Below are 26,328 nucleotides of genomic sequence, written 5' to 3'. Positions count from 1 at the left end.
TTAATCAGCATGTCTGAACAAATCCAATCACAAGAAGAGTTTTTAGCAAATTTTAACTGGCACAATTTCGAAGAAGGTATTGATGTAGTTGATGATCAGCACTTAAAAGAATTCGAAGAGTTAGTTACTAAAACTTTTATCGCTACAGACCAAGAAGAAGTAGTAGATGGAACAGTTGTTAGAATTACAGATAGAGACGTTATCGTTGATATCAACGCAAAATCGGAAGGTGTTATTTCATTAAACGAATTCCGTTACAACCCAGCATTAAAAGTAGGTGATACTGTTGAAGTATTAATCGATATCCGTGAAGACAAAACTGGACAACTAGTTTTATCTCACAGAAAAGCACGTACTATCAAATCATGGGATAGAGTTATTGCTGCAAACGAAACAGGTGAAATCGTTAATGGTTTTGTAAAATGCAGAACTAAAGGTGGTATGATCGTTGACGTTTTCGGAATTGAAGCGTTCTTACCAGGATCTCAAATTGATGTTAAGCCAATTAGAGATTACGATGTTTACGTAAACAAAACAATGGAATTCAAAGTTGTGAAAATCAACCACGAATTTAAAAACGTTGTTGTATCTCACAAAGCGCTTATTGAAGCGGATATTGAAGTACAGAAAAAAGAAATCATTGGTCAATTACAAAAAGGACAAGTATTAGAAGGTGTTGTTAAAAACATTACTTCTTATGGTGTCTTTATTGACTTAGGTGGAGTTGATGGATTAATTCACATTACTGACCTTTCTTGGTCTAGAATTAACCACCCATCTGAAGTTCTTGAATTAGATCAAAAATTAAATGTTGTAATCCTTGATTTCGATGATGAGAAAACAAGAATTCAATTAGGATTGAAACAATTAAACGCTCACCCATGGGATGCATTAGATGCTAACTTGGCTATTGGAGATAAAGTTAAAGGAAAAGTAGTTGTTATTGCTGATTACGGAGCTTTCATCGAAGTTGCTGAAGGTGTTGAAGGTTTAATCCACGTTTCTGAAATGTCATGGTCTACTCATTTACGTTCTGCTCAAGATTTCGTAAAAGTAGGTGATGTTGTTGAAGCTGTTATCTTAACATTAGATAGAGATGACCGTAAAATGTCATTAGGTATCAAACAATTGTCTCAAGACCCTTGGACTGATATTACTTCTAAATACCCTGTAGGTTCTAAACATTCAGGTATCGTTAGAAACTTTACAAACTTTGGTATCTTCGTAGAACTTGAAGAAGGAATTGATGGATTAATTTACATCTCTGACTTATCTTGGACTAAGAAAATCAAACACCCATCTGAATTCGTTAACGTTGGTGAAAAACTTGACGTTGTTGTATTAGAATTAGATGTTGATGGACGTAAATTATCTTTAGGTCACAAACAAACTACTCCTAATCCATGGGATCAGTACGAAGATTCATTCGCTGTTGGAACTATCCACAACGGAGAAATCTCTGAAATCGTTGATAAAGGAGCTACTGTAGAATTTGGAGATGATATCGTTGCTTTCATTCCTACTCGTCACCTTGAAAAAGAAGATGGTAAGAAATTGAAAAAAGGTGAATCTGCTGATTTCAAAGTAATCGAATTCAACAAAGAATTCAAAAGAGTAGTTGCATCCCACACTGCTATCTTCCGTGAAGAAGAAGAGAAAAATGTGAAAACTGCAACTGAAAATACTTCATCTGCATCTAATAACAATGCTTCTGCTGCGACTTTAGGTGATAGTAATGATGTATTAGCTGCATTGAAAGCTAAAATGGAAAAATCAGAGAAAAAATAATTCTCAGATAATCTAAATATTGAAAGCCTCACAGTAATGTGAGGCTTTTTTTATGCCTAAAGTGTTGCTATTTTTTATATATTTAATAATAATACTAATAATAACTAAAGTGAAATTTATGAATGAATTTAGTCCGAATGAAAATCAAAACTTAGTAATTGATTTTGAATCAAAAGATTTTTTAAAAGAAACCGCAAAATGGACCTATTTTTTGTCAATTTTAGGATTTGTGGGCATAGGAATACTTGTACTTGTTGGATTTTTTATTCAATCCATATTTGCAAAGTTAGGAAGTATTTCTGGCGGCATGATGGGAAACCAGATGGGTGGTGGTTTTATTGGCTCCTTCTATATTATTATGGCGGTCATATACTTTTTTCCTGTTTATTATATGTTTAAATTTTCCACTAAAATTAAATCAGCACTCAAATTAGGAGATAGTTTAGAATTGAAAAATGCTTTTAGGTTTCTAAAATCACACTTTAAATTTGTAGGTATTCTATGTTTGATATTTACAGTACTATATGTGGTAATATTAGTAATCGCTTTATCTTTCGGGGCTCTAGCATTTTTAAGCTAAATTTTTTTACCTAATATTCCCAGTTTTAACTATGCATGATAAATGATGCTCTGAAAAAAAAGTTTTTGAAAAGGAAGCGCAGGTATCTTTAAGCTGCAAATTAATTACATGATAGCATACAAAGCTTACTTAGTCGAGTTATTTTCATAAAGCAATTTCGGATTGTATCAAATTTAGTTACAAACTTTTTAGTTGTAATCTATTGATAAGTACATATTTAAGCGATTTTCTGATTTTTTATCATTTATTTTAAAACCGTAAGTATTATAATGCCGTAAATGCTTTTATATAACTTAATAAATAAATTTATGAAAACTAGAAAATTTTTATCAGTAGCAGTTTTAGCATTAGTATTTGGAGCAACTTCTTTTGCACAGAAAACAAAAATGGTTGGTGGAGCCGAAATGTTTCCTAACAAGAATATTATTGAAAATGCAGTAAATTCAAAGGATCATACTACATTGGTAGCAGCTGTAAAAGCAGCAGAGTTAGTTGATACATTACAAGGTGATGGACCGTTTACAGTATTTGCACCTACAAATGCAGCATTTGACAAATTACCTAAAGGAACAGTTGAATCTTTGGTAAAACCAGAGAACAAAAAAATGTTGCAGACAATTTTAACTTACCATGTAGTTGAGGGAAAAATGAACGCTTCAGACATTGCAATGGCAATTAAAAAAGGAAATGGTAAAGCAACTTTGAAAACTGTAAGTGGTGGTACATTAACAGCTTGGATGAAAGGTAAAAAATTATATATCACAGATGAAAAAGGTGGTATGTCAATGGTTACAATTGCAGATGTTAATCAATCTAATGGTGTAATTCATGTAGTAGACACCGTACTTATGCCAAAAGCATAATTTGAATAACTTGTCGTATTAAAAAAGCCAATTCTATAAAGAATTGGCTTTTTTGTTTACTATAACTACGTAATTATTACTTATCTAATCACCGCTCCTAATTCCGTTTCAAAATTGGATTGCAATTTAGACATTAGTTTATCGATCTGCACATCTGTTAATGTTTTTGTGCTGTCTTGTATCGTAAAACTTAAAGCATATGATTTTTTGCCTTCGGGTAATTTATCACCTTCGTAAACATCAAATAGATTGATGTTTTTTAATAAACTCTTTTCAGTTTTTTTAGCAATGGTATAAATTGTTTCGTAAGTCACAGCTTTGTCGATCAATAACGCTAAATCTCTACGAACACCAGGATATTTAGGAATATCAGCATATTTAATTTTTAAAGAGACTGCTTTTAAAATAGCATCCCAATTAAAATCAGCATAAAAAACCTCTTGCTTTATACCGAATGTTTTTAAAATTGATTTTTTAACTACACCGAACTCTACTAATATTACATGACTTGTACCAATGGCAATTCCTTCTGAGAAAACATCAGATGTAAGTGGTGATGAAATTGTTTTTGAAATGCCAAGACGATCAAAAATGGCTTCAACATATCCTTTAAATAAAAAGAAATTAGTAGGTGCTTGTGCTTTTGCCCAGCTCTCATTATTGCGATTTCCTGTTTGAAATAAAGTTAAATGCTTTTGTTCTTCAAAACCAGATAAGAATTTATGATACGATTTTCCGTATTCAAATAATTTTAAATCACTGTTTTTACGATTAATATTATAAGAAACAGCCTCAAGTCCAGAAAATAAAAGTGATTGGCGTAAAGTTGCTAAATCATTACTTAAAGGATTTAACATAGTAACGTTATGCTCCTCCTTTAAATTTTCTGACAATTTTACATAGTCAGCAGTCGTTAAAGAATTTGCCATCATCTCGTGAAAACCTTGCGAGTTTAATTGAGAAGCTACAATATTCTGAACTTTATAATCTTCGTTCCTCGGTGCATTGCTAATAGTAGCATTTAATTTACCTGAAAAACCAATATTGTTATATCCATAAACTCTTAGAATTTCTTCGATAACATCAATTTCTCTTTGTACATCTACACGATAGGCAGGAATAGTAATCCCTAAACCAGCTTCAGAAACACTATTCACTTTAATATCTAGAGAAACAAGAATTTGCTTGATAGTATCTTTTGGAATCTCTTGACCAATAATTTTCTTTACATTACAAAAATTGACAAAGACACTAAAATCTTCTATCTTCTTTTGGTAGGTATCACTTACGTCTGATGTTATTTCGCCTCCAGCAACTTCTTGAATCAATATTGCCGCACGTTTTAGTGCGTATGCAGTTATGGTAGGATCGATTCCTCTTTCAAATCTAAAAGAAGCATCAGTGCTAAGTTGGTGTCTTTTGGCAGTTTTACGTATGCTTACCGGATTGAAGTATGCACTTTCTAAAAAGATATTTTTTGTATATTCGTTAACTCCAGAATTTTTACCTCCAAATACTCCAGCGATACACAAAGGTCCCTTTTCGTCACATATCATTAAGTCCTCTTCATGTAGTGTACGTTCAACGTCATCCAAGGTTGTAAATTTTGTACCTGCTTCAGCTGTTTTTACAATGATTTTACCGCTGATTTTTGATGCATCAAATGCATGAAGTGGTTGCCCTAAATCATGTAATACATAATTAGTTACGTCTACAATATTATTTTTAGGACTTAATCCAATTGCCTTTAATCGATCTTGCAACCATGCTGGTGATGGCTTAACTGTAATTCCAGAAATTGTAACACCACAGTAGCGTGGCGCAAGAGTGATATCTTCAATTTTGGTATCAATTTTAAGCGTTCGCATATCTACTCTAAAATTAGATATCGAAGGCGTAATAAATTCAGTTGTAATTCCTTTTTGTATTAATCCTGCTCTTAAATCGCGAGCAGTTCCCAAGTGACTCATTGCGTCTGCTCGATTTGGTGTCAATCCAATTTCAAAAACTTCATCATCTTCGACTTTAAATACTTTGGCAGCGGCTGTACCAGGAACGAGAGCTTCATCCAGAACCATAATTCCGTCATGACTACTACCTAGTCCTAATTCGTCTTCAGCACAAATCATTCCATGACTTTCTTGTCCACGTATTTTACCTTTTTTAATCGTAAAGGGATTTCCTTCTGCATCATGTAAAATGGTACCGATTGTTGCCACCGGCACTTTTTGTCCTGCTGCCACATTATTTGCACCACATACAATTTGTATCGGACTTTCACCACCAATATCAACAGTTGTTATTTTCAAGCGGTCAGCATCAGGATGTTGCACACAAGTCAAAACATGTCCTATTACAATTCCTGCAAGTCCACCTTTCACGGATTGGTATTTTTCTACACCCTCTACTTCAAGACCTAAATCTGTAAGTAAGTTTGATACTTCTTCAGAATTCCAGTCAGTTTTAATGAATTGTTTCAGCCAATTATAAGATATCTTCATTTTGTGTTTTTTTCAAGGTTGCAAATATAAACATTGTGAACCGAGGTTCAAAGTTATTAAACCCCATTTTTATTAATAATAGCTATCATTTTGACTAGTAAGTGTCATAGAAATAATATTACAGTAGCTGTCTAATATTACCGTGATTAATTAGTCCAACTTCGTACTTAAGATCTATTGGGAGTAGGTATTTGACTAAGTAAAATTGAGTTATATTTCTATAACAATTCCTCTACATGTTTTTTAATATTTTCTGCAATCTTACGTGTAGGTAAATCGTTATCATCATGTCCAAAAGGTTCTTCAATCTCTTCTGCAATTAATTCTAAACTAGCCAGAACGTAAAATATGAAAACAACCACTGGCACGACATAATACCCCAAGTTAAATACGTAACCAAATGGCAAAGTCATAACATAGAAAAAGATGAATTTTTTTAAGAAGACGCTATAGGAATAGGGGATAGGTGTGTTTTTAATTCTCTCACAGGCACCGCAAATATCCGTAAATGATTGTATTTCAGAATTTATAATAATTAATTGATCTCCAGTAATTTTATTATTTTTATACAGATCGTTAATTTTTAAAAACATCATTTTAGCTACTTGATTTGGGCGGTGTGTATGGTGGTCTTCGAATATAGATATAGCTTCTGATAATTGCTTACCCGTCTCTTCGTCTTTCAAATGCTTATTTAAAATTGAAGCATAGTTTGGTATCATAGTTCTAAAAAATGATTTGTCCTTTTCATCATCCAAGATTGCATTTAATTTTATAGCTAAGTTCCGACTATTGTTTACTAGGCCACCCCATAATTTTCTACCTTCCCACCAACGATCATAGGCTGTATTAGTTCGAAAGACAAGTAAAAGTGAAATTACAAATCCTAACATTCCGTGCATCATGGAAATATTCTTGACATGGCTGTCATCAGGCAAGTTCCAATACTCAATTTCCAAATATGCAACTCCTGCAGAATACAAGCCAATGACAATCATTAATGTAAATAATTTTCGAAATGTATCCGCTTTGTGAAAACGAAAAATAAAAATAATCCAATCTTTTGGGTTATAGGAAATCATATAAATTAATTTTAGAGTAAAATTAATTTATAAATCAGACTTACAAAATTTCTTAGCGATAATTAACCCCAAATTAGTACCAACAATAGATTATTTATTACTTAGCATTTAGTAATCTAATCTTCCTGATAATTCCTTTAGTGAAATTTCAGATAGTTTGGCTTGATATTGAGCATTAGTAAAACGTACAATAGCATTTACATAATTTAACTGAGCAGTTCTGAATTCTAATGTTGTAATTGTACCTATACGAAATTTATCTAAAGTAATTTCTAGATTTTTCTTAGCAATTGATTCATTTGTCTCCTCTAATGTTATCAATTCTAAATTTGTTAAATAGGTCTGATAGGCCATTGTTAATTGTGTCTCAAGTGCTAACTCTTGTTGATCAATTTGTATGTTGGCGTTGTCCAATGCTAAGTTGGCTATCTTCTCATTACGGTTTTGAGCTAGTCCATCAAATAAATTTAAAGATGCACTAAAACCATAATTTAAACCCTTTGCAGAGGATTGAGTTGTAAATCCTAAACTTGATTGTGTATCAACAAAATTATATCCCGAACGCACTGCCACTGTTGGATATCTTGATGATTTAACTTGCTTTAACTGCAGCTCAGTTATTTTTTTATTGATAATTTGAGCTTGCAATTCTGGATTTTGTTTTTTTGCTAAACTAGAAAGATCTTCTAATTTCAAACTAGTATCAACCTTAAAAATGTTATTTGTCGTGAAATCAATGGTAGCATCTCTGGCTAAAATTTGATTAAGTAAAACTTTTGTGTTACTTATAATTACTTTCTGCTTTAACTGTAGTACTTTATCAGTATTTAAATCAACTTGGGCATTCAAAACCTCCAATTTTGAGGCTTTCCCAATGGTAAATCGATTTTGAGCTAGATCTAATCTTTGGAGTGAAATTATTATTGTCGAATCTAATGCTACCAATTGTTGCTGCTGTTGTACTATATCATAATAAGTACTATATACATCACCAATTTTTGTAATAATAGTCCATTTTAATTGAGATTCACCTAGTTTCTGAAGTTCCTTCAATTGATCTCGACGTGCAAACATTTTCATTCCGTCAAAAATTGTCCAATCCAATCCAATACCATAATTGAGACTATTGCTCTTACCGTTGTTTAAACTATTAACCGTTCCATCAGAGCGTGTCTGAGATAAATTTTGAATATTGTTGTTGTCTATGATAGAGGCGGTTACTATTGGCAACATACCAGCATTACCAGCTGTATTATTTTCGGAATCAACTTTTAGATTATTACTTGCTATTTGTATTTCGTAATTATTTTTTAATGCAATTTTTATGGCATCTTCAATTGATAAAGTTTGTTGTGCTTGCAACGCAAATGCAGAAAGAAATATTACGATTAAAAACTGATATTTATTATTTAGTTTCATAGTTAATTAATGCTTTTTAATTTCTTGTTCATACTCTTCAATATGATCAAACTCTGGATGATGTTTTCTCGTTTTAGACCACATAAAATAAATAGCTGGTATTACGAACAAAGTCAGTGCCAATGAGAAAATAGTTCCTCCCACAATTACGACTCCCATTCCAATTCTACTAGTAGAAGCTGCTCCAAGCGACATCGCAATTGGCAAAGCTCCCAATGCAATTGCCAAACTTGTCATTAAAATCGGTCGTAAACGTGCTTCAGAAGCTTCCATAATTGCTTCGTATTTTGGTTTTCCTTGTTCTCGAAGTTGGTTAGCAAATTCAACAATTAGAATCCCATTTTTGGTAACCAAACCAATTAGCATTACCGTTCCAATCTGGCTAAATATATTCCAAGTTTGGCCAAATAACCATAGTGAAAATAAAGCTCCAGCTACAGCCATCGGAACAGTCAAGATAATAATAAAAGGATCTATAAAACTTTCGAACTGAGCGGCTAAAATTAAAAATATTAATAATAACGCCAGACCAAATGCAAAAGAGGTGTTAGAACTACTTTCTATAAAATCTCTCGATTCGCCTCCTAAATCTGTAGTAAAAGTATCATCAAGTACTTTTGCTTTTATTTCATTCATAGTTCTAATTCCATCACTGATGCTCTGACCTGGAGCTAGTGCAGCCGAAACTGTTGCAGACATAAAGCGATCGTTATGATATAATTGTGGAGGATTGCTTTGTTCTTCTACTTGAACGATATTGTCCATCTGAATTAACTCGCCTTGTTTACTTTTTACGTACATTGAAGTTAAATCCAGTGGTTTTGACCGATCCTGCTCATCAAATTGACCAATTACTTGGTACTGCTTGCCATTTTTCATAAAATACCCAAAACGTTGGCCACTAAGTGACAATTGCAAAGTTTCAGCAATATCAATTATTGATATACCTAAACTTTCGGCTTTATCGCGATCAATGTTTACATTCAATTCTGGTTTGTTAAATTTTAAATTAACATCAGTAAGGGAAAAAACATCGCTTTTACCAACTTCTTCCATGAATAATGGAATCTTATCTCGAAGTTCTTCAAAAGTAGGAGCCTGAATAATATATTGTATTGGTAAGCTACTTCGCTTAGTTACTGAAATTGTTGGCTGTTGTAAAACAGAAGTTTTGGCATCAGGATATTTTTTTGTCAGTTGAGAAAGTTTCGTAGCAATTTCATCTTGAGATCTTTCTCTTTCTCCTGGTTTATTAAGTGAAAGTCTAATAAAACCAGAATTGGATGCAGCTCCTCCAGAATTAGGTGCAGTAAGTACTAAACTCACATTTTTTTCAGGAATGGAATCATCTACTAAATTAGATATTTCTTGCATGAAACGATTGGTATATTCGTAAGTAGAACCTTCTGGTGTAGTCATACGCATCGTAATAGAACTGCGGTCATCATAAGGTGCAGTCTCTTTTGGTAATATTGTGTAGAATAAATATATAATTCCAAAACACGCTATCAAAATAGGAAAACTAAGCCACTTATTTTTCATAAAGCGCGATAAGGATGCAGCATATTCGCTATTTAACTTTTCGAAAAATGGTTCTGTTTTAATATAAAATTTTGATTTTTTTTGAACTCCACCTTTCATTAAATAAGCATTTAACATGGGGGTTAAAGTCAATGATACAAAGGCTGAAATTAAAACAGCAGAACCAATTACTACACCGAATTCTCTAAAAAGCCGTCCAACAAAACCTTCTAAGAAAATAACTGGTAAAAAAACAGCCGCGAGGGTAATTGAAATCGAGATGACAGCAAAAAATATCTCATTTGAACCTTTTGTAGCCGCTTCAATTGGTGACATACCTTCCTCAACTTTTTTGTAAATATTTTCAGTAACGACGATTCCGTCATCAACTACTAATCCTGTCGCCAAAACAATTGCTAAAAGTGTTAGAACATTTATCGAAAATCCAAAAAGCCACATGATAAAAAATGTAGCAATTAGGGAAACTGGAATATCAATTAAAGGTCTAAATGCAATTGCCCAGTCTCTAAAGAACAAATAAATTATTATAATAACGAGAACAATTGAAATGGCTAATGTCTCTACCACTTCAAGTACAGACTGCTTAACAAAAATAGTATTGTCTAGCGCAATATTTAATTCAATATCTTTTGGTAAATCTTTTTTTAATGCATCGTATTTCTTATAAAATTCTTCAGAAATATCTAAATAATTGGCTCCAGGCATTGGGATAATAGCAACACCAATCATAGGAAGCCCTGAAGATGTCAATCCGCTTTCTATATTTTCTGGTCCTAATTCTGCCGTTCCTACATCGCTAAATCGTACAATTTTGTCTCCATCTGTGCGGATTATTATATTATTAAATTCTTGTGCAGTAGATAAATTACCGATCGTTTTTACAGTAAGTTCTGTATTTTTACCTGTCAATTTTCCAGATGGTAATTCGACGTTTTGAGCATTTAAGGCTGTCCGAACTTCCGCGACTGTTAGACCATAAGCTGCTAATTTTACAGGGTCAATCCACAAACGCATGGCATATCTCTTTTGACCCAAAATTTGAACAGCACTAACACCTGGGATGGTTTCTAATCGTTGGGAAATAACATTTTCGGCAAAATCACTCAATTCTAGTTGGTTGCGGCTATCACTTTTTACAGTCATCGAGATTATGTAATCACTATCTGCATCAGCTTTTGATACCACAGGCGGAGCATCAATATCATTCGGTAAATTTCTAATCGCTTGCGAAACTTTGTCACGAACATCGTTTGCAGCTTCCTCTAAATTTTTATCTAAGTTAAATTCGATCGTAATATTACTGACACCTTGATTACTAGAGGAGGTTATATTTCGAATTCCGTCTATAGCATTGACAGCCTTTTCTAATGGTTCCGTAATCTGCGATTCAATAATATCAGCGTTGGCTCCCGTATAACTTGTTTTTATAGAAACCTGCGCAGGATCAATCGATGGAAATTCTCTAACACCTAAAAAACTAAAACCCAAAAAACCGAATAATAAAATTAGAAGATTCAGAACTATGGTTAAAACTGGCCTTTTGATACTTGTGGTTGATAAACTCATTGAAATTTTAGATTTTTCTTAGTACTTAAAATTTAACATCGAAGTAAATATAAAATCTATTTTACCTTCACTTTAACGGCAGCCTTATCTTTCAGTGCCATAATACCGCTTGTAATCAGCGTGTCACCTGCCTTTAATCCTGAGAGTACAAGAACAGAATTATCAGTTCTAGTTGCAGTTTCGACCAAAATTTCTTTGGCTTTTCCCAAATTAGAAATGAACACTTTTTTGCCGTTCTCTATAGGAATAATAGCTTCTGTAGGAATAACAATTGCATCTTCAAGAATGGCCAATGGTAATGCTACATCTGCAAATGTTCCAGCTAGTAGATTGCCTTTTTTATTATCTGCGATTGCACGAACTTGCAAAGTACGAGTAGCTACTGATATTGCGGGTTCTATTGCATAAACTTTCGCAGTATGTTTTTCTTTTGAACCGGCTACTGTAAATGTAAATTCAGTAGCGTCTTTAATCTGCAATGCATATTTTTCTGGAATAGAAAAAGTAATTTTGAGTTTTTCAATATTGACTAAGTTTGTAACTTTTGTAGAAGGAGTAATATATGTTCCGGCTGAGATGGATCTCAATCCAATTTTCCCAGAAAATGGAGCTCTGATATACGTTTTTGCAATTTGAGCCTTAATCAATTGACTTTGTGCTTTCGAAGATACATATTCAGCTCTAGAGATATCATATTCTTCTTGACTAATTGCTTCTTTTTGCAGTAATAATTTAGCCCTTCTTTCATTCTCACCAGCTAAAGTCTCTTTTGTATTTGTTTGACTTAACTGTGCCTTCAATTCAGAATCGTTTACTTTAAAAAGTAATTGCCCTTTTGCAACAGTACTACCTTCTTGAAAATTGATACTTTCTACAATACCAGATACTTCTGAATGAATTTCAACCTGCTCATCTGCTTCAATTGATCCTGATAGAGAAATGACATTGTCAAAGTTTGTAGGTTTAATTATCAAACCACTTACATTAACAGGTCCTTTTTTTCCTGCTTTATCATTTCCAGCATCCGTATTTTTACTGTTTTCCACTATTCGGTAAGCAATAAATGCTCCAAATGCAATAATCAAGAGTAGGTAGATAATTTTTCTCGTTTTCATAAAAAGCGCTAAGGATTTAGGATACTAATTTTTATTAACAAATAGTTTTGATTTAACGCACCAAGATAAATCAAATTCAAGCTAGTCGATTCGTAGCGGTATGAATTTAATTTAAATTTAACAATTTTTAAAACATTTATGAATGGGAGCGGCTAGAGATGCAATTACTGAATTCATAATATATTTAACTGATGTAATTCCAGATGTTTTTCTTTTTTGTCAATTCGAAGTAAATGCTTTTTACAATTCGATGTTCTGGTTTTGCAAGAGATTTATCTTCGGTAATTAACTTTTGTGCATAATTTCGAGCTGTTGCTAAGATATCTTTATCGCGAACTATATCGGCAATTTGTAGGTTTAAAATACCACTTTGTTGCGTTCCCATTAAATCTCCTGGACCTCTGAGTTTCAAATCTACTTCAGCAATTTCAAAACCATCATTTGTACCAACCATCGTTTCCATGCGAATTTTGCTATCCGAGCTCATTTTATGACTAGTCATTAAGATGCAGTAACTTTGTTCGGCACCACGCCCCACACGTCCTCGTAACTGATGCAACTGCGAAAGGCCAAAACGCTCAGCGCTTTCTATAATCATCACACTAGCGTTGGGTACATTTACGCCGACCTCAATAACAGTAGTAGCAACCATAATATTGGTTTTTCCATCTGAGAAACGTTTCATTTCAGCATCTTTTTCGGCAGGTTTCATCTTACCGTGCAACATAGAAATTGAATAGTGGGGTAATGGAAAGTCACGAGAGATACTTTCGTAACCATCCATTAAATCTTTATAATCCATTTTTTCAGACTCTTGAATTAAAGGATAAACTATGTAGATTTGACGTCCCAAAGCAATTTCATCCCTTAAAAATTTCCAAACTTTTAGACGATTACTATCAAATCGATGTACAGTTTGAATAGGTTTTCTACCTGGCGGTAATTCGTCGATCACAGAAATATCCAAATCGCCGTACAAGCTCATGGCCAGCGTACGTGGAATAGGAGTGGCAGTCATAACCAGTATGTGAGGCGGAATTGTATTTTTACGCCACAAACGTGCTCGTTGTTCTACTCCAAAACGGTGCTGCTCATCTATAACTGCGAGACCTAAATTTTGAAATTTTACTTTATCTTCTAATAAAGCATGGGTACCAATTATGATTTGTAAACTACCGTTTTCCAGCTCTTCATGAATAATTCTTCGAGCCGCGATCTTGGTAGAACCCGTCAAAATTTTTATATTTAAATTTAGCTTCAAAGCCAGTTCTGAAAGTCCTATATAATGCTGATTGGCGAGAATTTCTGTGGGAGCCATTAAACAGGCTTGGAAACCATTATCAATCGCAAGGAGGATGCTCATAAAAGCCACAATTGTTTTACCAGATCCTACGTCGCCCTGAAGTAAGCGATTCATTTGGGCATTGCTACCCATGTCGGTACGTATTTCTTTTATCACACGCTTTTGTGCACCCGTAAGGCTAAAGGGTAAATGATTTTGATAAAAATCATTAAACATATCGCCAACTTTGGTAAAAGGATGGCCTTTTATTTTATGCTTCTGAATTAAATTTTTTAGAATTAATTGAATCTGAATATAGAACAACTCTTCAAATTTTAATCGAAATTCTGCTAGCGCTAATACATCTGTACTTTTTGGAAAATGGATATTAAATAAAGCTTCTCTTTTTGATATTAACTTCAATTCTTTAATTAAGTAATCGGGTAAAGTCTCTGTAAATAAAGCTTGTGACTCGATAAAAAGTTGTTGCATTAATTTATTTACTACGCGATTGGTAATACCACGATTGGCTAATTTTTCCGTAGACGGATAGACCGGTTGCATAGCAGAGCGCAAGCTTTGTTGATGTTCACTAAGCAATTCAATCTCTGGATGCGCCATATTGAATTGGCCATTAAATGAAGTGCATTTCCCAAAGATAACTACCACCTCGTTTAGCTTCAATGATTCCTTAATCCACTTTTGACCTTGAAACCAAACGAGCTCCATTTGGCCTGTATCATCGATAAAATTAGCTACTAATCTTTTCTTGTTTTTACCGAATTCTACAGTTTTTATATGAACTATTTTTCCAATGATTTGTACTTCGGCAGTAGTGTTTTGCAATTCATTGATTTTGTAATATCGTGTACGATCAATGTAGCGATTGGGGTATAAATTTATTAAGTCACTGTATTTATAAATACCCAATTCCTTCTTAAATAGTTCACCTCTACTAGGACCAACGCCTTTTAGGTATTCGATAGGAGTGAGTAGAAGGTTGTTCATTTAGCAATTTATAAGAATCACTTTTAAAATCAAGGTTTATCAATTTAAAAAGCAATCCGAATTTAATAATTAAGGAAACGAAGATAGTTTTTTAATGGGTATTTTAAAAATAGATCAGTTGTTAATTAACCATATAAATGGTAAGTTTGATTGAATTATTAATAGAAACTACCAATTATGAAAGCTAAATTATTTGCACTATTTCTACTTACAACAGTCACATTTAGTTTTGCACAAACCTCAGAGTCTAAGACAGCTGCAATTCATGAACTGTTGAACCTCACGGGTTCTGCCAAAATGGGCATACAAGTTGGACAAGCGGTTATGAATTCGATGCGAAAGAGTCAACCCGACGTTCCTGAAGAATTTTGGGAGGAATCTGAAAAAGAATTTAATGCTGAAAATTTGATAGAATTAATTGTTCCAATTTATGATGACAATTATTCAGAAGCAGAAATTAATGGTTTAATTGCATTTTATAAAACTACTTTGGGTCAAAAAGTAATTTCTACACTGCCAATTGTCGTAAGTCAATCTATGGAAGCAGGGAGACAATGGGGAAGTCAATTATCATTTAAAATTTATAAAAGATTAAAAGATAAAAAATTATTAAAAGAGTAAAATCGACTTTAATTAAAGCAACACTAATCGAAAGAAGACCATTGTATTTATGAGTTTTGATAAAAAGACAATACCTTTGCTACAAAATAAATAAAAATGACTACTCACTTAGCTTTACTTAGAGGAATAAATGTATCGGGCCACAACATGATAAAAATGGAGGCTTTAAAAAGTTGTCTAGAAGCTGTTGGGTTTAAAAACGTAGTGACTTATATTCAATCGGGAAACGTTTTTATTGATTCTGAAGAAGAGAACGGACCAAAAGTAGGATTTCTTATTAAACAGGGAATTTTTAAAGTATTTGGTCACGAAGTGCCTATTATAATAATAAATAAATCCGATTTGCAAGCTTGTTTTACCAATAATGAATTTTTGAAAGAAAAGGATGCAGATACAAAAAAATTATATGTTGCCTTTATCTCTGCAAATTTGAGACCAGACAGTATTAATGATTTGCGAATAAGTCAATTTAAACCCGACGAAGCGCGCATTGATGACAATCGCATTTTTATAAAATATGCAGTAGGAGCTGGTAAAACTCGTTTTGATCAAAAGTATATTGAGAAAAAATTAAATGTATCTGCCACAATTCGTAATTGGAATACCGTTACGCAATTACTAAAGATGTATGAAGAGCGTTAATTACAAATAGCACTCTTTTTGCAGTCGCAAGTCAATTAGAGCGTTATTGATAGTTACAAATTTTGTTGTTTCCGCGTGAGGGATAGAAGTGAAAAGCCCGCAAAAAAGTGCCGCGATAGCAGCACTTTTTGAGGACTTGTAGCGGATAGCCCGACCTTCAAAATCCCGATGCTTTGAGATTTTGAAGGTCACGCCCAAAAAGTTGCTATTCTTTTTGTAAAAAGGAACTTAAATTTATTCAAAACCTTCCATTATTCCAGGGTAAACGCATTCTCCGTTTACTATATTTAATCCTAATGCTAATCCAGGATTTGCATCACAAGCATTTTTCCATCCTTTGTTTGCTATTTGCAGTGCATAAGACAAAGTTACATTGGTTAATGCTAATGTAGAAGTATGTGGAACTGCACCAGGCATGTTGGCTACACAATAATGTACTACATCATCAATAATATAAATAGGATCTTGGTGTGTTGTTGCTCTTGTAGTTTCAAAACAACCACCTTGATCAACAGCTACATCTACCATAACCGTTCCAGGACGCATGTCTTTTAACATATCTCTAGAAATTAATTTTGGTGCTCTTGCTCCTTTTAATAATACACCACCAATGATTAAATCATGAGTTTGAATGTTTTTACGAATGTTGTATTCATTAGAAAATTCAGTTGTAACATTGTTTGCCATAATATCATTAATATAACGTAAACGTTTCATGTTCACATCCATGATAGTAACGTGAGCGCCTAATCCTGAAGCTTTTCTAGCTGCTTGCATACCTACGACACCTGCACCAAGAATCAATACTTTTGCAGGAGGAACTCCAGGAACTCCACCTAATAAGATACCCAATCCACCATACGTTTTCTCAAGATATTTGGCTCCTTCTTGAATTGACATTCTACCTGCAACTTCTGACATAGGAGTCAATAATGGTAGGCTTCCATCTGGATCTTCAACTGTCTCATAAGCAATACAAATAGCGTTACTTTTCAACATTGCTCTCGTTAAGGCTTCACTACCTGCAAAATGGAAATAAGTAAATATTACTTGATTTGATTTTATAAGGGAATATTCTGACTCAATAGGCTCTTTGACTTTTACAATCATATCACTTATTGCATAAACCTCTTCAATACTAGGAAGTATTAGCGCACCAACATCAATGAAATCTTGATCGGTAAAACCACTACCTAAACCAGCAGTATGCTGAATATAAACAGTATGGTTATTCTTTACCATCTCAAAGACACCCGCTGGTGTCATACCTACACGATTTTCATTATTTTTAATCTCTTTTGGAACTCCTACTATCATAAAATGATTGTTTTAATTGTTAATTGTTTTGTGAAATAAAATCAACTTAATAGCCGATGCGTTGATAAATGTACAAAAAATATGAAACGGAAATAACTTTTTTTAAGAATAATGTATTCTAATAAAACGTCTACTTACAGCAAGTTTTACATTTAATAACGTTAAAAATACGTTTGATATAAAAGTGTTGATGATATCAATCAAAATAGCCATTTTTTTTTCTTTTTACATTTTTTTTATCAATATTACTATTCACGAATAATTTGCCTAAAACATTACTTTTTGTAAATATTTTGTGAGTTTTAACCAATTTATTGAATGAGGTATATCTAAATTAACCGCAATCGCCATTACTCTAAATCGCAATACCAGAACCCAAATTCAAACGCTGAATCATCTGTGTTGCATGCAGTATTAGATGCTTTCTGTGCTGTAGGCTTTTCATATTTTCTATAAACGATTTCACCAATTTTGAAGTTTACTGGTGTTGAAAAGATTGGACCATCGAAAGTAAAGGTGTGAAACTCGCCGTTTTCGCCGCAGGCATCTACATTTTCTGGCAGATCGTTGATGAAATCGTGGTCTATTATGCGACCCACAAAACTTTTATCGAGATATTTTTCGTTAACGCAAACGACAATGGTTTTAAACCCTAAAGATAAAAATTCATTAATTAAATCATTTGTATCTCTTTTCCATAACGGGAACAATGCCGTCATATTCAAGGATGCCAATTTTTCTTCGCGATAGCTACGCAAATCTTCTAGAAAAATATCTCCAAAAATAGAATGTGTAATTCCGTTTTCTTTTAATTTCAGCAAAGTTTCCTTCATTACTGACTCATACACCTCCATAGTAGGCATTTCTGGAACCGTCATTATCTCTAGAGGTATACCAATACTCTTCGCTTGTTGCTGAAGTAATTCTACCCTCACGCCATGCATAGAGATACGTTGAAATTGTTTGTTAACACTAGTCAATAAACAACTGATCTCAATTTCAGGGTTCTGAAGTATTTTGTATAATGCTATGGCAGAATCTTTCCCGCTGCTCCAATTAAACAATGCTTTTGTTTTCAATACTATCTTAATTATAATTAGTGAATTGTAAACTTACAAAAGTTTAAAATTTATTGTAAACATTATATAGGTATAAGATAAATTGGTAATCTAATTAACAGATACATCATATTATTAGTAATGCCAATACAATAGCCGCTAACTGATTGTAAAAGGAGATGCAGACTAGGGTGTAATAAGCAAACCTTTTGTAACTTTGACAGATAGAAAATTATATATATACATGAAATATTTATTCTTATTGCTCTCCTACATAGCCATTGGACAACAAGTTAAAAATGTAGACTTTATAAGGTCTTGTGGTAAGTTAATGCTCAATACACAAGAAAAGTCAATTTCTGGTGAAGTAGTTTACGAATTTAAAGTTTTAAAGGCAGTTGATACTATTATTATTGATGCAGTCAATATGAGTTTTGAAGATGTCACTTTAAATGGTAAAGCAATAACCACTAAAAACACTTCTAAAGCACTACAATTAATTTCATCTTTTAAGAGAGGTAATTATAAATTGAGGTTTAATTACAAAGCTGTCCCAAAACAAGCTTTGTATTTTGTTGGAGATTTTGTAGCAGGAGGAGACTCTCAAATTCCCTCGCAAATATGGACACAAGGGCAAGGTCGTTATACAAGCAATTGGTACCCAAGTTTTGATGATGTAAATGAAAAAGTAATTTTTAATATAGAAGTTTCTTTCGATAAAAAATATGAAGTAGCTTCGAATGGTGTTTTAGAGTCAAAAAAGCAAGGTTTATCAGAGACGGTTTGGACTTATGAAATGCAGAAACCTATGAGTTCTTATCTATTAATGCTAGGAATTGGTGAGTACAAAATATATAAGGATGTGTCAAAATCCAATATTCCCATGGAAATGTATCTTGAGAAACTAGACAGTGCAAAATTCGAAACTACTTACCGAGATTCTAAGAAAATTTTTTACTTTCTCGAAAGTAAAATAGGAGTGAAGTACCCTTGGAAAGTATACCGTCAAATTCCAGTTAGAGATTTCCTTTATGCAGGTATGGAGAATACATCAGCAACTATTTTCTCAAGTCGCTACGTTGTGGATACAGTTGGCTTTGCAGATAGGAGTTATACCAATGTCAACGCTCACGAACTAGCACATCAATGGTTTGGAGATTTGATAACTGCAGAAAGCGGGAAACATCATTGGCTGCAAGAAGGTTTTGCTACTTACTACGCTCTTTTGGCTGAAAAAGAATTAAAAGGAGAGGATTATTTTTATGGCAAAATGTACGAATCAGCACAGCAAATAAAATATGCATCACGCACTGATACTATTCCGATTTTGAATGAAAAGGCAAGTTCTTTAAGTTTTTATCAAAAAGGAGCATGGGCACTCTTTGTACTGGAAAATGCTATTGGTGAGAAAGCATTTGATAAAGCAGTACAATCATATTTAAAAAAGCATCAATTTCAAAACGTAACCACAGAAGATTTCTTTACAGAAATTAGAAAGGTATCAGATTATGACCTACAACTTTTTAGTAAAGTATGGCTTGAAGACTATGTTTTTAATACACAACAAGCCAATGACTTATTACTTAAAAATAAAATGATCCAACTTTTATTTCAAGTAGATGAAATGAAATTGGATAGCTTATCTAGAAAGGAAGATTTTTTTAGAAAAATTTTAATTGCAGATGTTTCGATAGTGGTAAAAAAAGCCATAATTAATCAACTAAAAATAGAAAGTTGGTCAAATAAACAAGCGCTATTTGAGGCTGCAATGAGTACAAATGATTTAGAATTACGACAATATACTGCTGCCTTAACGCCAAAAATAACTGAAGAATTTCGCACTCAGTACGAGTCATTACTCAATGATAAATCGTATCAAATGCAAGAGCTAGCGCTCTTCAATCTTTGGAGAAATTTTCCAGCCGAACGCATTAATTACTTAGAGCAAAGTAAGGATTGGATGGGTTTTAATGATTACAATTTACGTACACTATGGTTGTCTTTAGCATTATCTACTTCTGATTATATTCAAGATAAAAAACCATTAGTTGATGAATTAATTCAATATTCCAGTCCTCAATTCGAAGCCATTACGAGACAAAATGCATTAGAAAAATTAATAAGTTTTAAGATTATAAATGATGAAGTGCTTATCAATTTGGTTAAAGCTACCACACATCATATGTGGCAATTTTCTAAATTTGGAAGAGATACAATACGAAAAATGCTCAAAGAAGAAGCAATGAAAACTTCCTTTGAGCATATTTTACCAGCATTAAATGAAGCAGAAAAGTTTCAATTGACTAGACTCTTAAAAGAGCTTTAGTCTACCACATTTCACTTACTTCATTTTTTATAAACGCAATAGCGGTTGCGCTAGGGGTAGGTTTATCTAGCAAATCGTTCAAAACATAAGCACGTAGCGTATCTGCATCAATTACTTGACTTTTTTGAGCAGCAAGTCGAATCATTTGTATAGTTGCATTTTTGGCTGTCAATAAGATCGACCAGCATTTTGCCGAAATATAAATTTGTTGCGTCAAATTGTGCTCAAATTCTTGTTCAATTTGTGCAATTATATAATTTTGATAATCAACTTTGTCGGTAGATATAGGTGCTACTCGAACTAATAATTGTGTGGGATTGATGCGTTCTGCAAATAAAACCATTCGCTCATATGCTTGCAGGCGTAAAGGTAAGATTGCTGGTTGACTCTCCTTTTGAAGTAGCCAATGTCGCGTATTTTGTTGATCTTTAAAATGAGCATCGAATAAATAGTAAGCAACAGCTCCTGTTATCAATGAGGGTATAGTATATGAAAGTAGTGTCGGCAAAAAAGTAGCGTCCATTGTAGTGATAGGTTTAAATACAAAAATATACTTTTTTGAATAGAATATATCTAGCTATATCAATTTTGAAACGTTATTTTTGAAAACTTATTTAATCAAATAAACTGTAATGGAAAATTATATAATTGCTCTGCTATGCTTCGCCGCATTTATAGCGGGTTTTATCGATGCTATAGTTGGTGGTGGTGGTCTCATTCAAACCCCTGCTGGATTAATTTTATTACCAAATTTACCTGTTTCTACAGTAATAGGGACATTAAAAATCCCCGCATTTTCTGGCACTTCATTTGCCGCTTTTCAATACTTGAAAAAAGTGACAATGAATTGGCGTTTGCTATTTATGATGATGATTATTGCGATTCCATCAGCGTTTGCTGGGTCAGCACTATTGACCTATATGAGCAATGACTTTATGAAACCTTTACTTCTTTTTATATTATCACTGCTAGCAATATATACTTATGCAAAGAAAAATTTCGGACAACATATAGAGAAGAATTTAACAAAGCGTCAGCAACTTATAAATGCTGCACTAATTAGTTTTATTGTTGGCATGTATGATGGTTTTATTGGGCCTGGTACGGGTAGTTTTTTTGTAGTTGCCTTTATAGCTTTGATGGGATTTGATTTTTTACAAGCTTCAGCAAATGCCAAAATGGTAAATCTAGCAACCAATTTCGGTTCAATAGTCCTATTTATGATTAAGGGTAAAATCATTTGGGTAATCGCGCTACCAATGGCGGCTTGCAATGCATTAGGCGGATGGTTGGGCGCCAAATTAGCAATAAATAAAGGAAATGGTTTTATCAGAATCTTTTTTTTAATAGTTGTAGTCGGAACTTTGATTCGTTTTGCCTATGATGTGTTTTGGAATAAATAACCGTTAGTACTCTCAAAATGTGCTATGATCATATTAAATAATTACCCTACTTAGCATCCAAAACTTTAAGAGTGTTGGATGCTTTTTTTATTGAGGTAAAACAAACCAATCACTGGGCCGACAGCCAATACCATAAAGAGATACACAGCGTTATTAGCTGTAACGAAATAACTAATTAACTGAATACTTACGATAGTCACAAGAAAACCTACAGAATTTACAATCGTGATGATCGACCCTTTACTATCTTGCGGTGCTTCTTGTGCAATAAGAGTCGAAAAAAGTGGCGAATCTGCAATTACGGCAAAGGACCAAAAGAATAAAAAGGTAAGAAATAGAATTTCAGAACCGATTTCTAAAAATAGAGGGGATAAAAGGCAACAAATAGCTGAAACTGTTAATATAATTTTTGATAGTTTTTTCGTTCCAACTTTCTTCGAAAAATAGCCACTCAAAATGCAAGCTATGCTACCGATGGCAATTATATAAAAACTTAATAAAGAAAAATTAGCGTTAAATTCGGGATGATTTTTATAGTAATTCTGTATCATTAACGGGACAAATGTCCAAAAAGCATACAACTCCCACATATGACCAAAATAACCAATTGCAGCTGCAGTTAATTCTTTATTTTCAAATGCATCAAATATTGTTGTTAATGTGAAAGAAGTTCCTTTAGATCGAAAGGGACCGTCAGGAACTAAAATATATAATAACAGCCCACCTATAACTGAAAATAGGGAGGTAGCATATGCAACATATTGCCAAGGTAAATCAAGTGTAAAACTTTTTATGAAATGAGGAAAAGCGGTACCTAATACCAGAGCACCCACTAAATATCCTAATGATTTTCCCAAACCTTCTTGGTAATAATCTGCAGCAATTTTTATACCTATTGGATATATTCCTGCAAGGAAAAATCCAGTTAAAAAACGAACAGAAAGTAAAAGTGCAGGAGTAAGACCTGGTAAATTAACACCAAGATTAAAAATAGCAGCTAGAAGAGCACTTATAAAAAATACTAATGAAGGAGAGAATCGATCTGCTATTGCTAATAATGCATAAATTAAAGTTCCTAAAATAAATCCAAGCTGTATTGCACTTGTACTATGCGCTAAAAAATCATTTGATACCCCCAATTGTTGAATTAGTTCGGGTAATATGGCGTTTCCAGCAAACCAGAGAGAAGTGCAGAGAAATTGAGCTAAGACGATTATAATTAATATTTTTTTCATTGATAAATTTATTCTTTAGTCGTTGCGAATTGTAAACCTGACATCTTGGTAGGTATAATTTTAAATTATCTAATTTAAGTATAACCAAGAAAGTTCTGTTGTTAAGAAGGTAAAAATGCCGCAGTTCAAATTTGAAGAATTTGAGCTGCGGCACTATATAATTTGTGAACTAATAATTACATTATTAAACGAACTCCACCGAGTTCAGAAACTCTATAAGAGAAACGATCACCTGGAGAACCAATAAACATAAAGTTTTTTGGTATGTTCCAACGGTTTGATAAGGTGTCTATAATCTCTGGACCAAACACACCGTCTAATTCAATGAATTCGATATCAATATCTGGATAAGCTCTGTCTAAAACTTTTAAATCAGAAATTAGTAAATCGTTATTTTCATGGTCTTTATTAATATTTACAATTTTCAATTTTTTTGTTGATTCATTATTTTGAACATACTGCATCACTTTATTTATAATTGCTACATCATCACCTTTGGTGAAAAATACAAATTCTTGTGACTCTATCTTTAAATTCATTTTATGTAAATAACGATTACTAAAAATGACCATTTTGCGTAAAGGTTGGTAAAAATATTCCAACGCTTCGATAAGAAGACGAATTAACAATGTACGATTAAGCATTATTGCAACAAATCCAAAAGCTGGTACCAAATACTGCAGAAACGTATAAAAAGAACTTACATTAAGTTTAATATTACCAACAAATGCCGTGATAATTAACGCTACCGCAATCACTACAGCGATACCGCGGGCTCTTTCTGGTCTCGGTAATTTTCTTCTTTTAAACTTCAATAATAAATTTCCTATTCCGAATAACCCCATTACCGCCAAAAATGAGAATGTATAGACACCCGCAAGTGCAACAATATCTCCTTTGGTAACCAGTAATACAGAAATACAAAGGATAAGAAAGCTAATAATTATTCGGTAATTTGATCCTCTACTGTTTTGTTTTAAGAAGTAGTTTGGTAAAATTCTGTCCAAAGTCATACGACTTAATAATCCTGAAACCCCAACAAATGATGTTAATACCGCACCACACAGTACTAATACAGCATCAATTGATATCAAATAGGCCAACCATGATCCACCTGTAGTAGCTCCTAAGTGCGCTAAAAGAGATTCTTGATGGTCTCCAACTTGCGCTAGCGGAATTATACAAATAAGTAGCAAGGCTATTACAGGGTTAAAGAAACTAACGATTGCCCACATATTACGTAATGTTTTTGGAAAAACACCCACTTCTTGCTCTTCGACAAAATTTGCAGAACTTTCAAAACCTGAGATTCCCAACATAGCTGCCGAAAATCCTAAAAACAAAGCATTCATTATTGTTCCAGAGTTGATGGGTAAGCTCCAATTCATTTCAAAAACATCAAAACCGTTCATAAATATAAAAAATACAGAAGCGATAACCAGTAATGTTAGTGTACTCAAATGGGTTATAAAAATAACTACCGCTACGATTGCAGATTCACCAATTCCGATAATGGCCAATCCTGTAAAAATTAGTAAAATAATAATCGTTGCAATGGTGATATTTATGCCAGGAGCAATATTATGCAAATAATGCATTCCTTCTGAAGCAGATATTACTGCCGTAGCCATATAAGACAGTACCGTTAAAGTAGCTGCAATAGAAGCTAATCTTTTTGAAGATGTATTAAGAAGTACGTTATATGCACCACCATTTAAAGGTAGAGCGCCAACAACTTCCCCGTATATTTTTCTAAACAAGAATAACACTACCGCCACAAATAATAGAGAAATCCACGCATATTGACCTGCATACATTATAGTAAGCGCCGATACGTATAAGCAAGAAGAACTAATATCATTTCCACAAATAGCAGTGGCTTGAAGTTCATTTAATTTCTTGTGCATTACTTTTTTCATTATCAATTTTTTATTTAAACAGGCGCAAGATACTCGTTTGTTAATTATTTCCCAATAATAAATTATTAAATATCCAACAATCTTCGGTGGTAATTAATCTGTCCTAAATGGTAGGTGAGGTGTGTGGTTAAATGAATCAACAAATATTCTGTAGACGTTTTCTCTTTTAAAACTAAGATGGGAAATTCTTCTTGTAGAGTTGTTAGATCTAAGCTATTCAATGTTTGATTGATTATAATTACAGTCGAATCAATCATTTCAAGCAATTTATCAGTCGGAATATATTTGGTGGAAAATTCTAATTCTCGATTACGAACATAACCAGAATTACCCAAAATGCCACCAATATAGGTGTTTAAGTTGCCCAATATGTGTAAGGTTAAATTTCCAGCAGAATTAGCAATGTTATCACTGGTAATCCAAATACAGCTTTCGTTTTGATACGACTCAATTTCTGACTTGAGTACTGCTAAATTATTATTAAACAGTAATAGTATGCTTTTTATCACCTTGATGTAGTTTGTAGTTTAGTAATGATAGTAAGGCTTTTTCTTGAATTTTTTGCTGCATGAAGCCGGTCCAGCCCATAAGTGCACCAGAAAGTCCCAATGCTTGTCGAGACCATTTCCAAATATCGAATTCATCAGTATGTTTAATAATGAGACCATCTTTAAATTGAAAGTTAGCATTAACTACGTTGACCACCTTCCTATTAGCTGCACTATATTGATAAGTCGCAGTCCATTTTGCAGAACCCATAAATTCATCTGCTCTAATATCAGTGACCTCAATATGCATTTTCCCTTTGCCTTTATCAATTAGCATTGACCACATACAAAACACATCATTCCCTGTAAGCGATCCAAAAATAGGATCCATAAAGCGCACATTTGGTGCGTATAACTTAAACATTGTAGCTGTATCTGATTTGGAAAAAGCGGAATAAAACTTATGGATATTATCTTCGTTTGCTGTCATTTATAGTGGTTCTTCTAGTAAAAATAGTAAAATATTTCGATATCTTAACAGTTTTGCGACATTGTTATTTTTACTTTATCCTT

20 protein-coding genes are annotated in these 26,328 nt (G+C 33.2%); 7 read left to right on the top strand and 13 right to left on the bottom strand.

Translation table 11 applies throughout. From position 1 onward, the window contains the following. Window positions 1-9 precede the first annotated feature (9 nt). The 3 genes from rpsA to LXH21_RS09665 all read left to right on the top strand — a co-directional run bounded on the left by rpsA (window position 10) and on the right by LXH21_RS09665 (window position 3,231). A complete protein-coding gene (gene rpsA, locus LXH21_RS09675; protein WP_239865250.1) occupies window positions 10-1,788 on the top strand; it encodes a 30S ribosomal protein S1 in 1,779 nt (592 codons plus the stop codon). 118 nt (window positions 1,789-1,906) lie between these two features. Continuing rightward, a complete protein-coding gene (locus LXH21_RS09670) occupies window positions 1,907-2,368 on the top strand; it encodes a DUF5362 family protein (RefSeq protein WP_239865248.1) in 462 nt (153 codons plus the stop codon). A 308-nt stretch (window positions 2,369-2,676) separates the two neighbouring features. Continuing rightward, complete coding sequence (locus tag LXH21_RS09665) at window positions 2,677-3,231, top strand: fasciclin domain-containing protein (protein WP_239865246.1); 555 nt, start codon at window positions 2,677-2,679, stop codon at window positions 3,229-3,231. A gap of 80 nt (window positions 3,232-3,311) precedes the next feature. Here the strand turns inward: LXH21_RS09665 and pheT are convergent, their stop codons facing one another. From pheT to recG, 6 genes are all read right to left on the bottom strand, one after another. After that, on the bottom strand, window positions 3,312-5,732 hold the full coding sequence (pheT, locus tag LXH21_RS09660) for a phenylalanine--tRNA ligase subunit beta (protein WP_239865244.1): 2,421 nt from the start codon (window positions 5,730-5,732) through the stop codon (window positions 3,312-3,314). A 218-nt stretch (window positions 5,733-5,950) separates the two neighbouring features. After that, entirely contained in the window at window positions 5,951-6,814 is an 864-nt protein-coding gene (locus LXH21_RS09655) for a bestrophin family protein (RefSeq protein ID WP_239865242.1), read from the bottom strand. 108 nt (window positions 6,815-6,922) lie between these two features. Next, complete coding sequence (locus tag LXH21_RS09650; protein WP_239865240.1) at window positions 6,923-8,233, bottom strand: TolC family protein; 1,311 nt, start codon at window positions 8,231-8,233, stop codon at window positions 6,923-6,925. A gap of 6 nt (window positions 8,234-8,239) precedes the next feature. Continuing rightward, window positions 8,240-11,341 (bottom strand): efflux RND transporter permease subunit, encoded by a 3,102-nt coding sequence (locus tag LXH21_RS09645; RefSeq protein WP_239865238.1) that lies wholly within the window; start codon window positions 11,339-11,341, stop codon window positions 8,240-8,242. Between the two features lie 56 nt (window positions 11,342-11,397). Continuing rightward, complete coding sequence (locus LXH21_RS09640) at window positions 11,398-12,456, bottom strand: efflux RND transporter periplasmic adaptor subunit (protein WP_239865236.1); 1,059 nt, start codon at window positions 12,454-12,456, stop codon at window positions 11,398-11,400. A 184-nt stretch (window positions 12,457-12,640) separates the two neighbouring features. After that, window positions 12,641-14,746, bottom strand: a complete 2,106-nt coding sequence (recG, locus tag LXH21_RS09635; RefSeq protein WP_239865228.1) for an ATP-dependent DNA helicase RecG — start codon at window positions 14,744-14,746, stop codon at window positions 12,641-12,643. Between the two features lie 177 nt (window positions 14,747-14,923). Here recG and LXH21_RS09630 point away from each other — a divergent pair, with 177 nt between their 5' ends. Together LXH21_RS09630 and LXH21_RS09625 are read left to right on the top strand one after the other, a co-directional pair. After that, window positions 14,924-15,367 carry a DUF2059 domain-containing protein gene (locus LXH21_RS09630; RefSeq protein WP_239865226.1) on the top strand — a complete coding sequence of 148 codons (444 nt, stop codon included), beginning with the start codon at window positions 14,924-14,926 and terminating at the stop codon, window positions 15,365-15,367. A gap of 96 nt (window positions 15,368-15,463) precedes the next feature. Beyond that, window positions 15,464-16,009 (top strand): DUF1697 domain-containing protein, encoded by a 546-nt coding sequence (locus tag LXH21_RS09625; protein ID WP_239865224.1) that lies wholly within the window; start codon window positions 15,464-15,466, stop codon window positions 16,007-16,009. 234 nt (window positions 16,010-16,243) lie between these two features. Here LXH21_RS09625 and ald read toward each other — a convergent pair whose 3' ends face one another. After that, a complete protein-coding gene (ald, locus tag LXH21_RS09620; RefSeq protein ID WP_239865222.1) occupies window positions 16,244-17,326 on the bottom strand; it encodes an alanine dehydrogenase in 1,083 nt (360 codons plus the stop codon). A gap of 350 nt (window positions 17,327-17,676) precedes the next feature. Continuing rightward, window positions 17,677-18,405, bottom strand: coding sequence for a Dph6-related ATP pyrophosphatase (locus LXH21_RS09615; protein ID WP_239865221.1), 729 nt, complete (start codon window positions 18,403-18,405; stop codon window positions 17,677-17,679). A gap of 223 nt (window positions 18,406-18,628) precedes the next feature. Here LXH21_RS09615 and LXH21_RS09610 point away from each other — a divergent pair, with 223 nt between their 5' ends. Continuing rightward, window positions 18,629-20,710 carry a M1 family metallopeptidase gene (locus tag LXH21_RS09610; protein ID WP_239865219.1) on the top strand — a complete coding sequence of 694 codons (2,082 nt, stop codon included), beginning with the start codon at window positions 18,629-18,631 and terminating at the stop codon, window positions 20,708-20,710. A 1-nt stretch (window position 20,711) separates the two neighbouring features. Here the strand turns inward: LXH21_RS09610 and LXH21_RS09605 are convergent, their stop codons facing one another. Beyond that, window positions 20,712-21,233, bottom strand: coding sequence for a DUF7935 family protein (locus LXH21_RS09605; protein WP_239865217.1), 522 nt, complete (start codon window positions 21,231-21,233; stop codon window positions 20,712-20,714). A 109-nt stretch (window positions 21,234-21,342) separates the two neighbouring features. On the opposite strand from LXH21_RS09605, the gene LXH21_RS09600 reads away from it, so the two are divergent. Continuing rightward, a complete protein-coding gene (locus LXH21_RS09600; protein WP_239865214.1) occupies window positions 21,343-22,113 on the top strand; it encodes a sulfite exporter TauE/SafE family protein in 771 nt (256 codons plus the stop codon). Between the two features lie 65 nt (window positions 22,114-22,178). Here LXH21_RS09600 and LXH21_RS09595 read toward each other — a convergent pair whose 3' ends face one another. The 4 genes from LXH21_RS09595 to LXH21_RS09580 form a co-directional block, all read right to left on the bottom strand. Beyond that, entirely contained in the window at window positions 22,179-23,348 is a 1,170-nt protein-coding gene (locus LXH21_RS09595; RefSeq protein ID WP_239865204.1) for an MFS transporter, read from the bottom strand. A gap of 176 nt (window positions 23,349-23,524) precedes the next feature. Further along, the gene (locus tag LXH21_RS09590) at window positions 23,525-25,267 is read right to left on the bottom strand and encodes an APC family permease (protein WP_239865202.1); all 1,743 of its coding nucleotides are present in this window, start codon (window positions 25,265-25,267) and stop codon (window positions 23,525-23,527) included. A 65-nt stretch (window positions 25,268-25,332) separates the two neighbouring features. Further along, on the bottom strand, window positions 25,333-25,776 hold the full coding sequence (locus LXH21_RS09585) for a DinB family protein (RefSeq protein ID WP_239865201.1): 444 nt from the start codon (window positions 25,774-25,776) through the stop codon (window positions 25,333-25,335). Continuing rightward, window positions 25,748-26,245 carry a nuclear transport factor 2 family protein gene (locus LXH21_RS09580; protein ID WP_239865193.1) on the bottom strand — a complete coding sequence of 166 codons (498 nt, stop codon included), beginning with the start codon at window positions 26,243-26,245 and terminating at the stop codon, window positions 25,748-25,750. The genes LXH21_RS09585 and LXH21_RS09580 overlap by 29 nt, the downstream gene beginning before the upstream one ends. Window positions 26,246-26,328: the final 83 nt, after the last annotated feature.

Origin of the sequence: Flavobacterium algicola (genome assembly GCF_022399565.1) — a bacterium.
Lineage (GTDB): Bacteria > Bacteroidota > Bacteroidia > Flavobacteriales > Flavobacteriaceae > Flavobacterium > Flavobacterium algicola.
The sequence above is the reverse complement of the archived record's forward strand: the minus strand, read 5'-3'. Positions and strand labels throughout refer to the sequence as shown.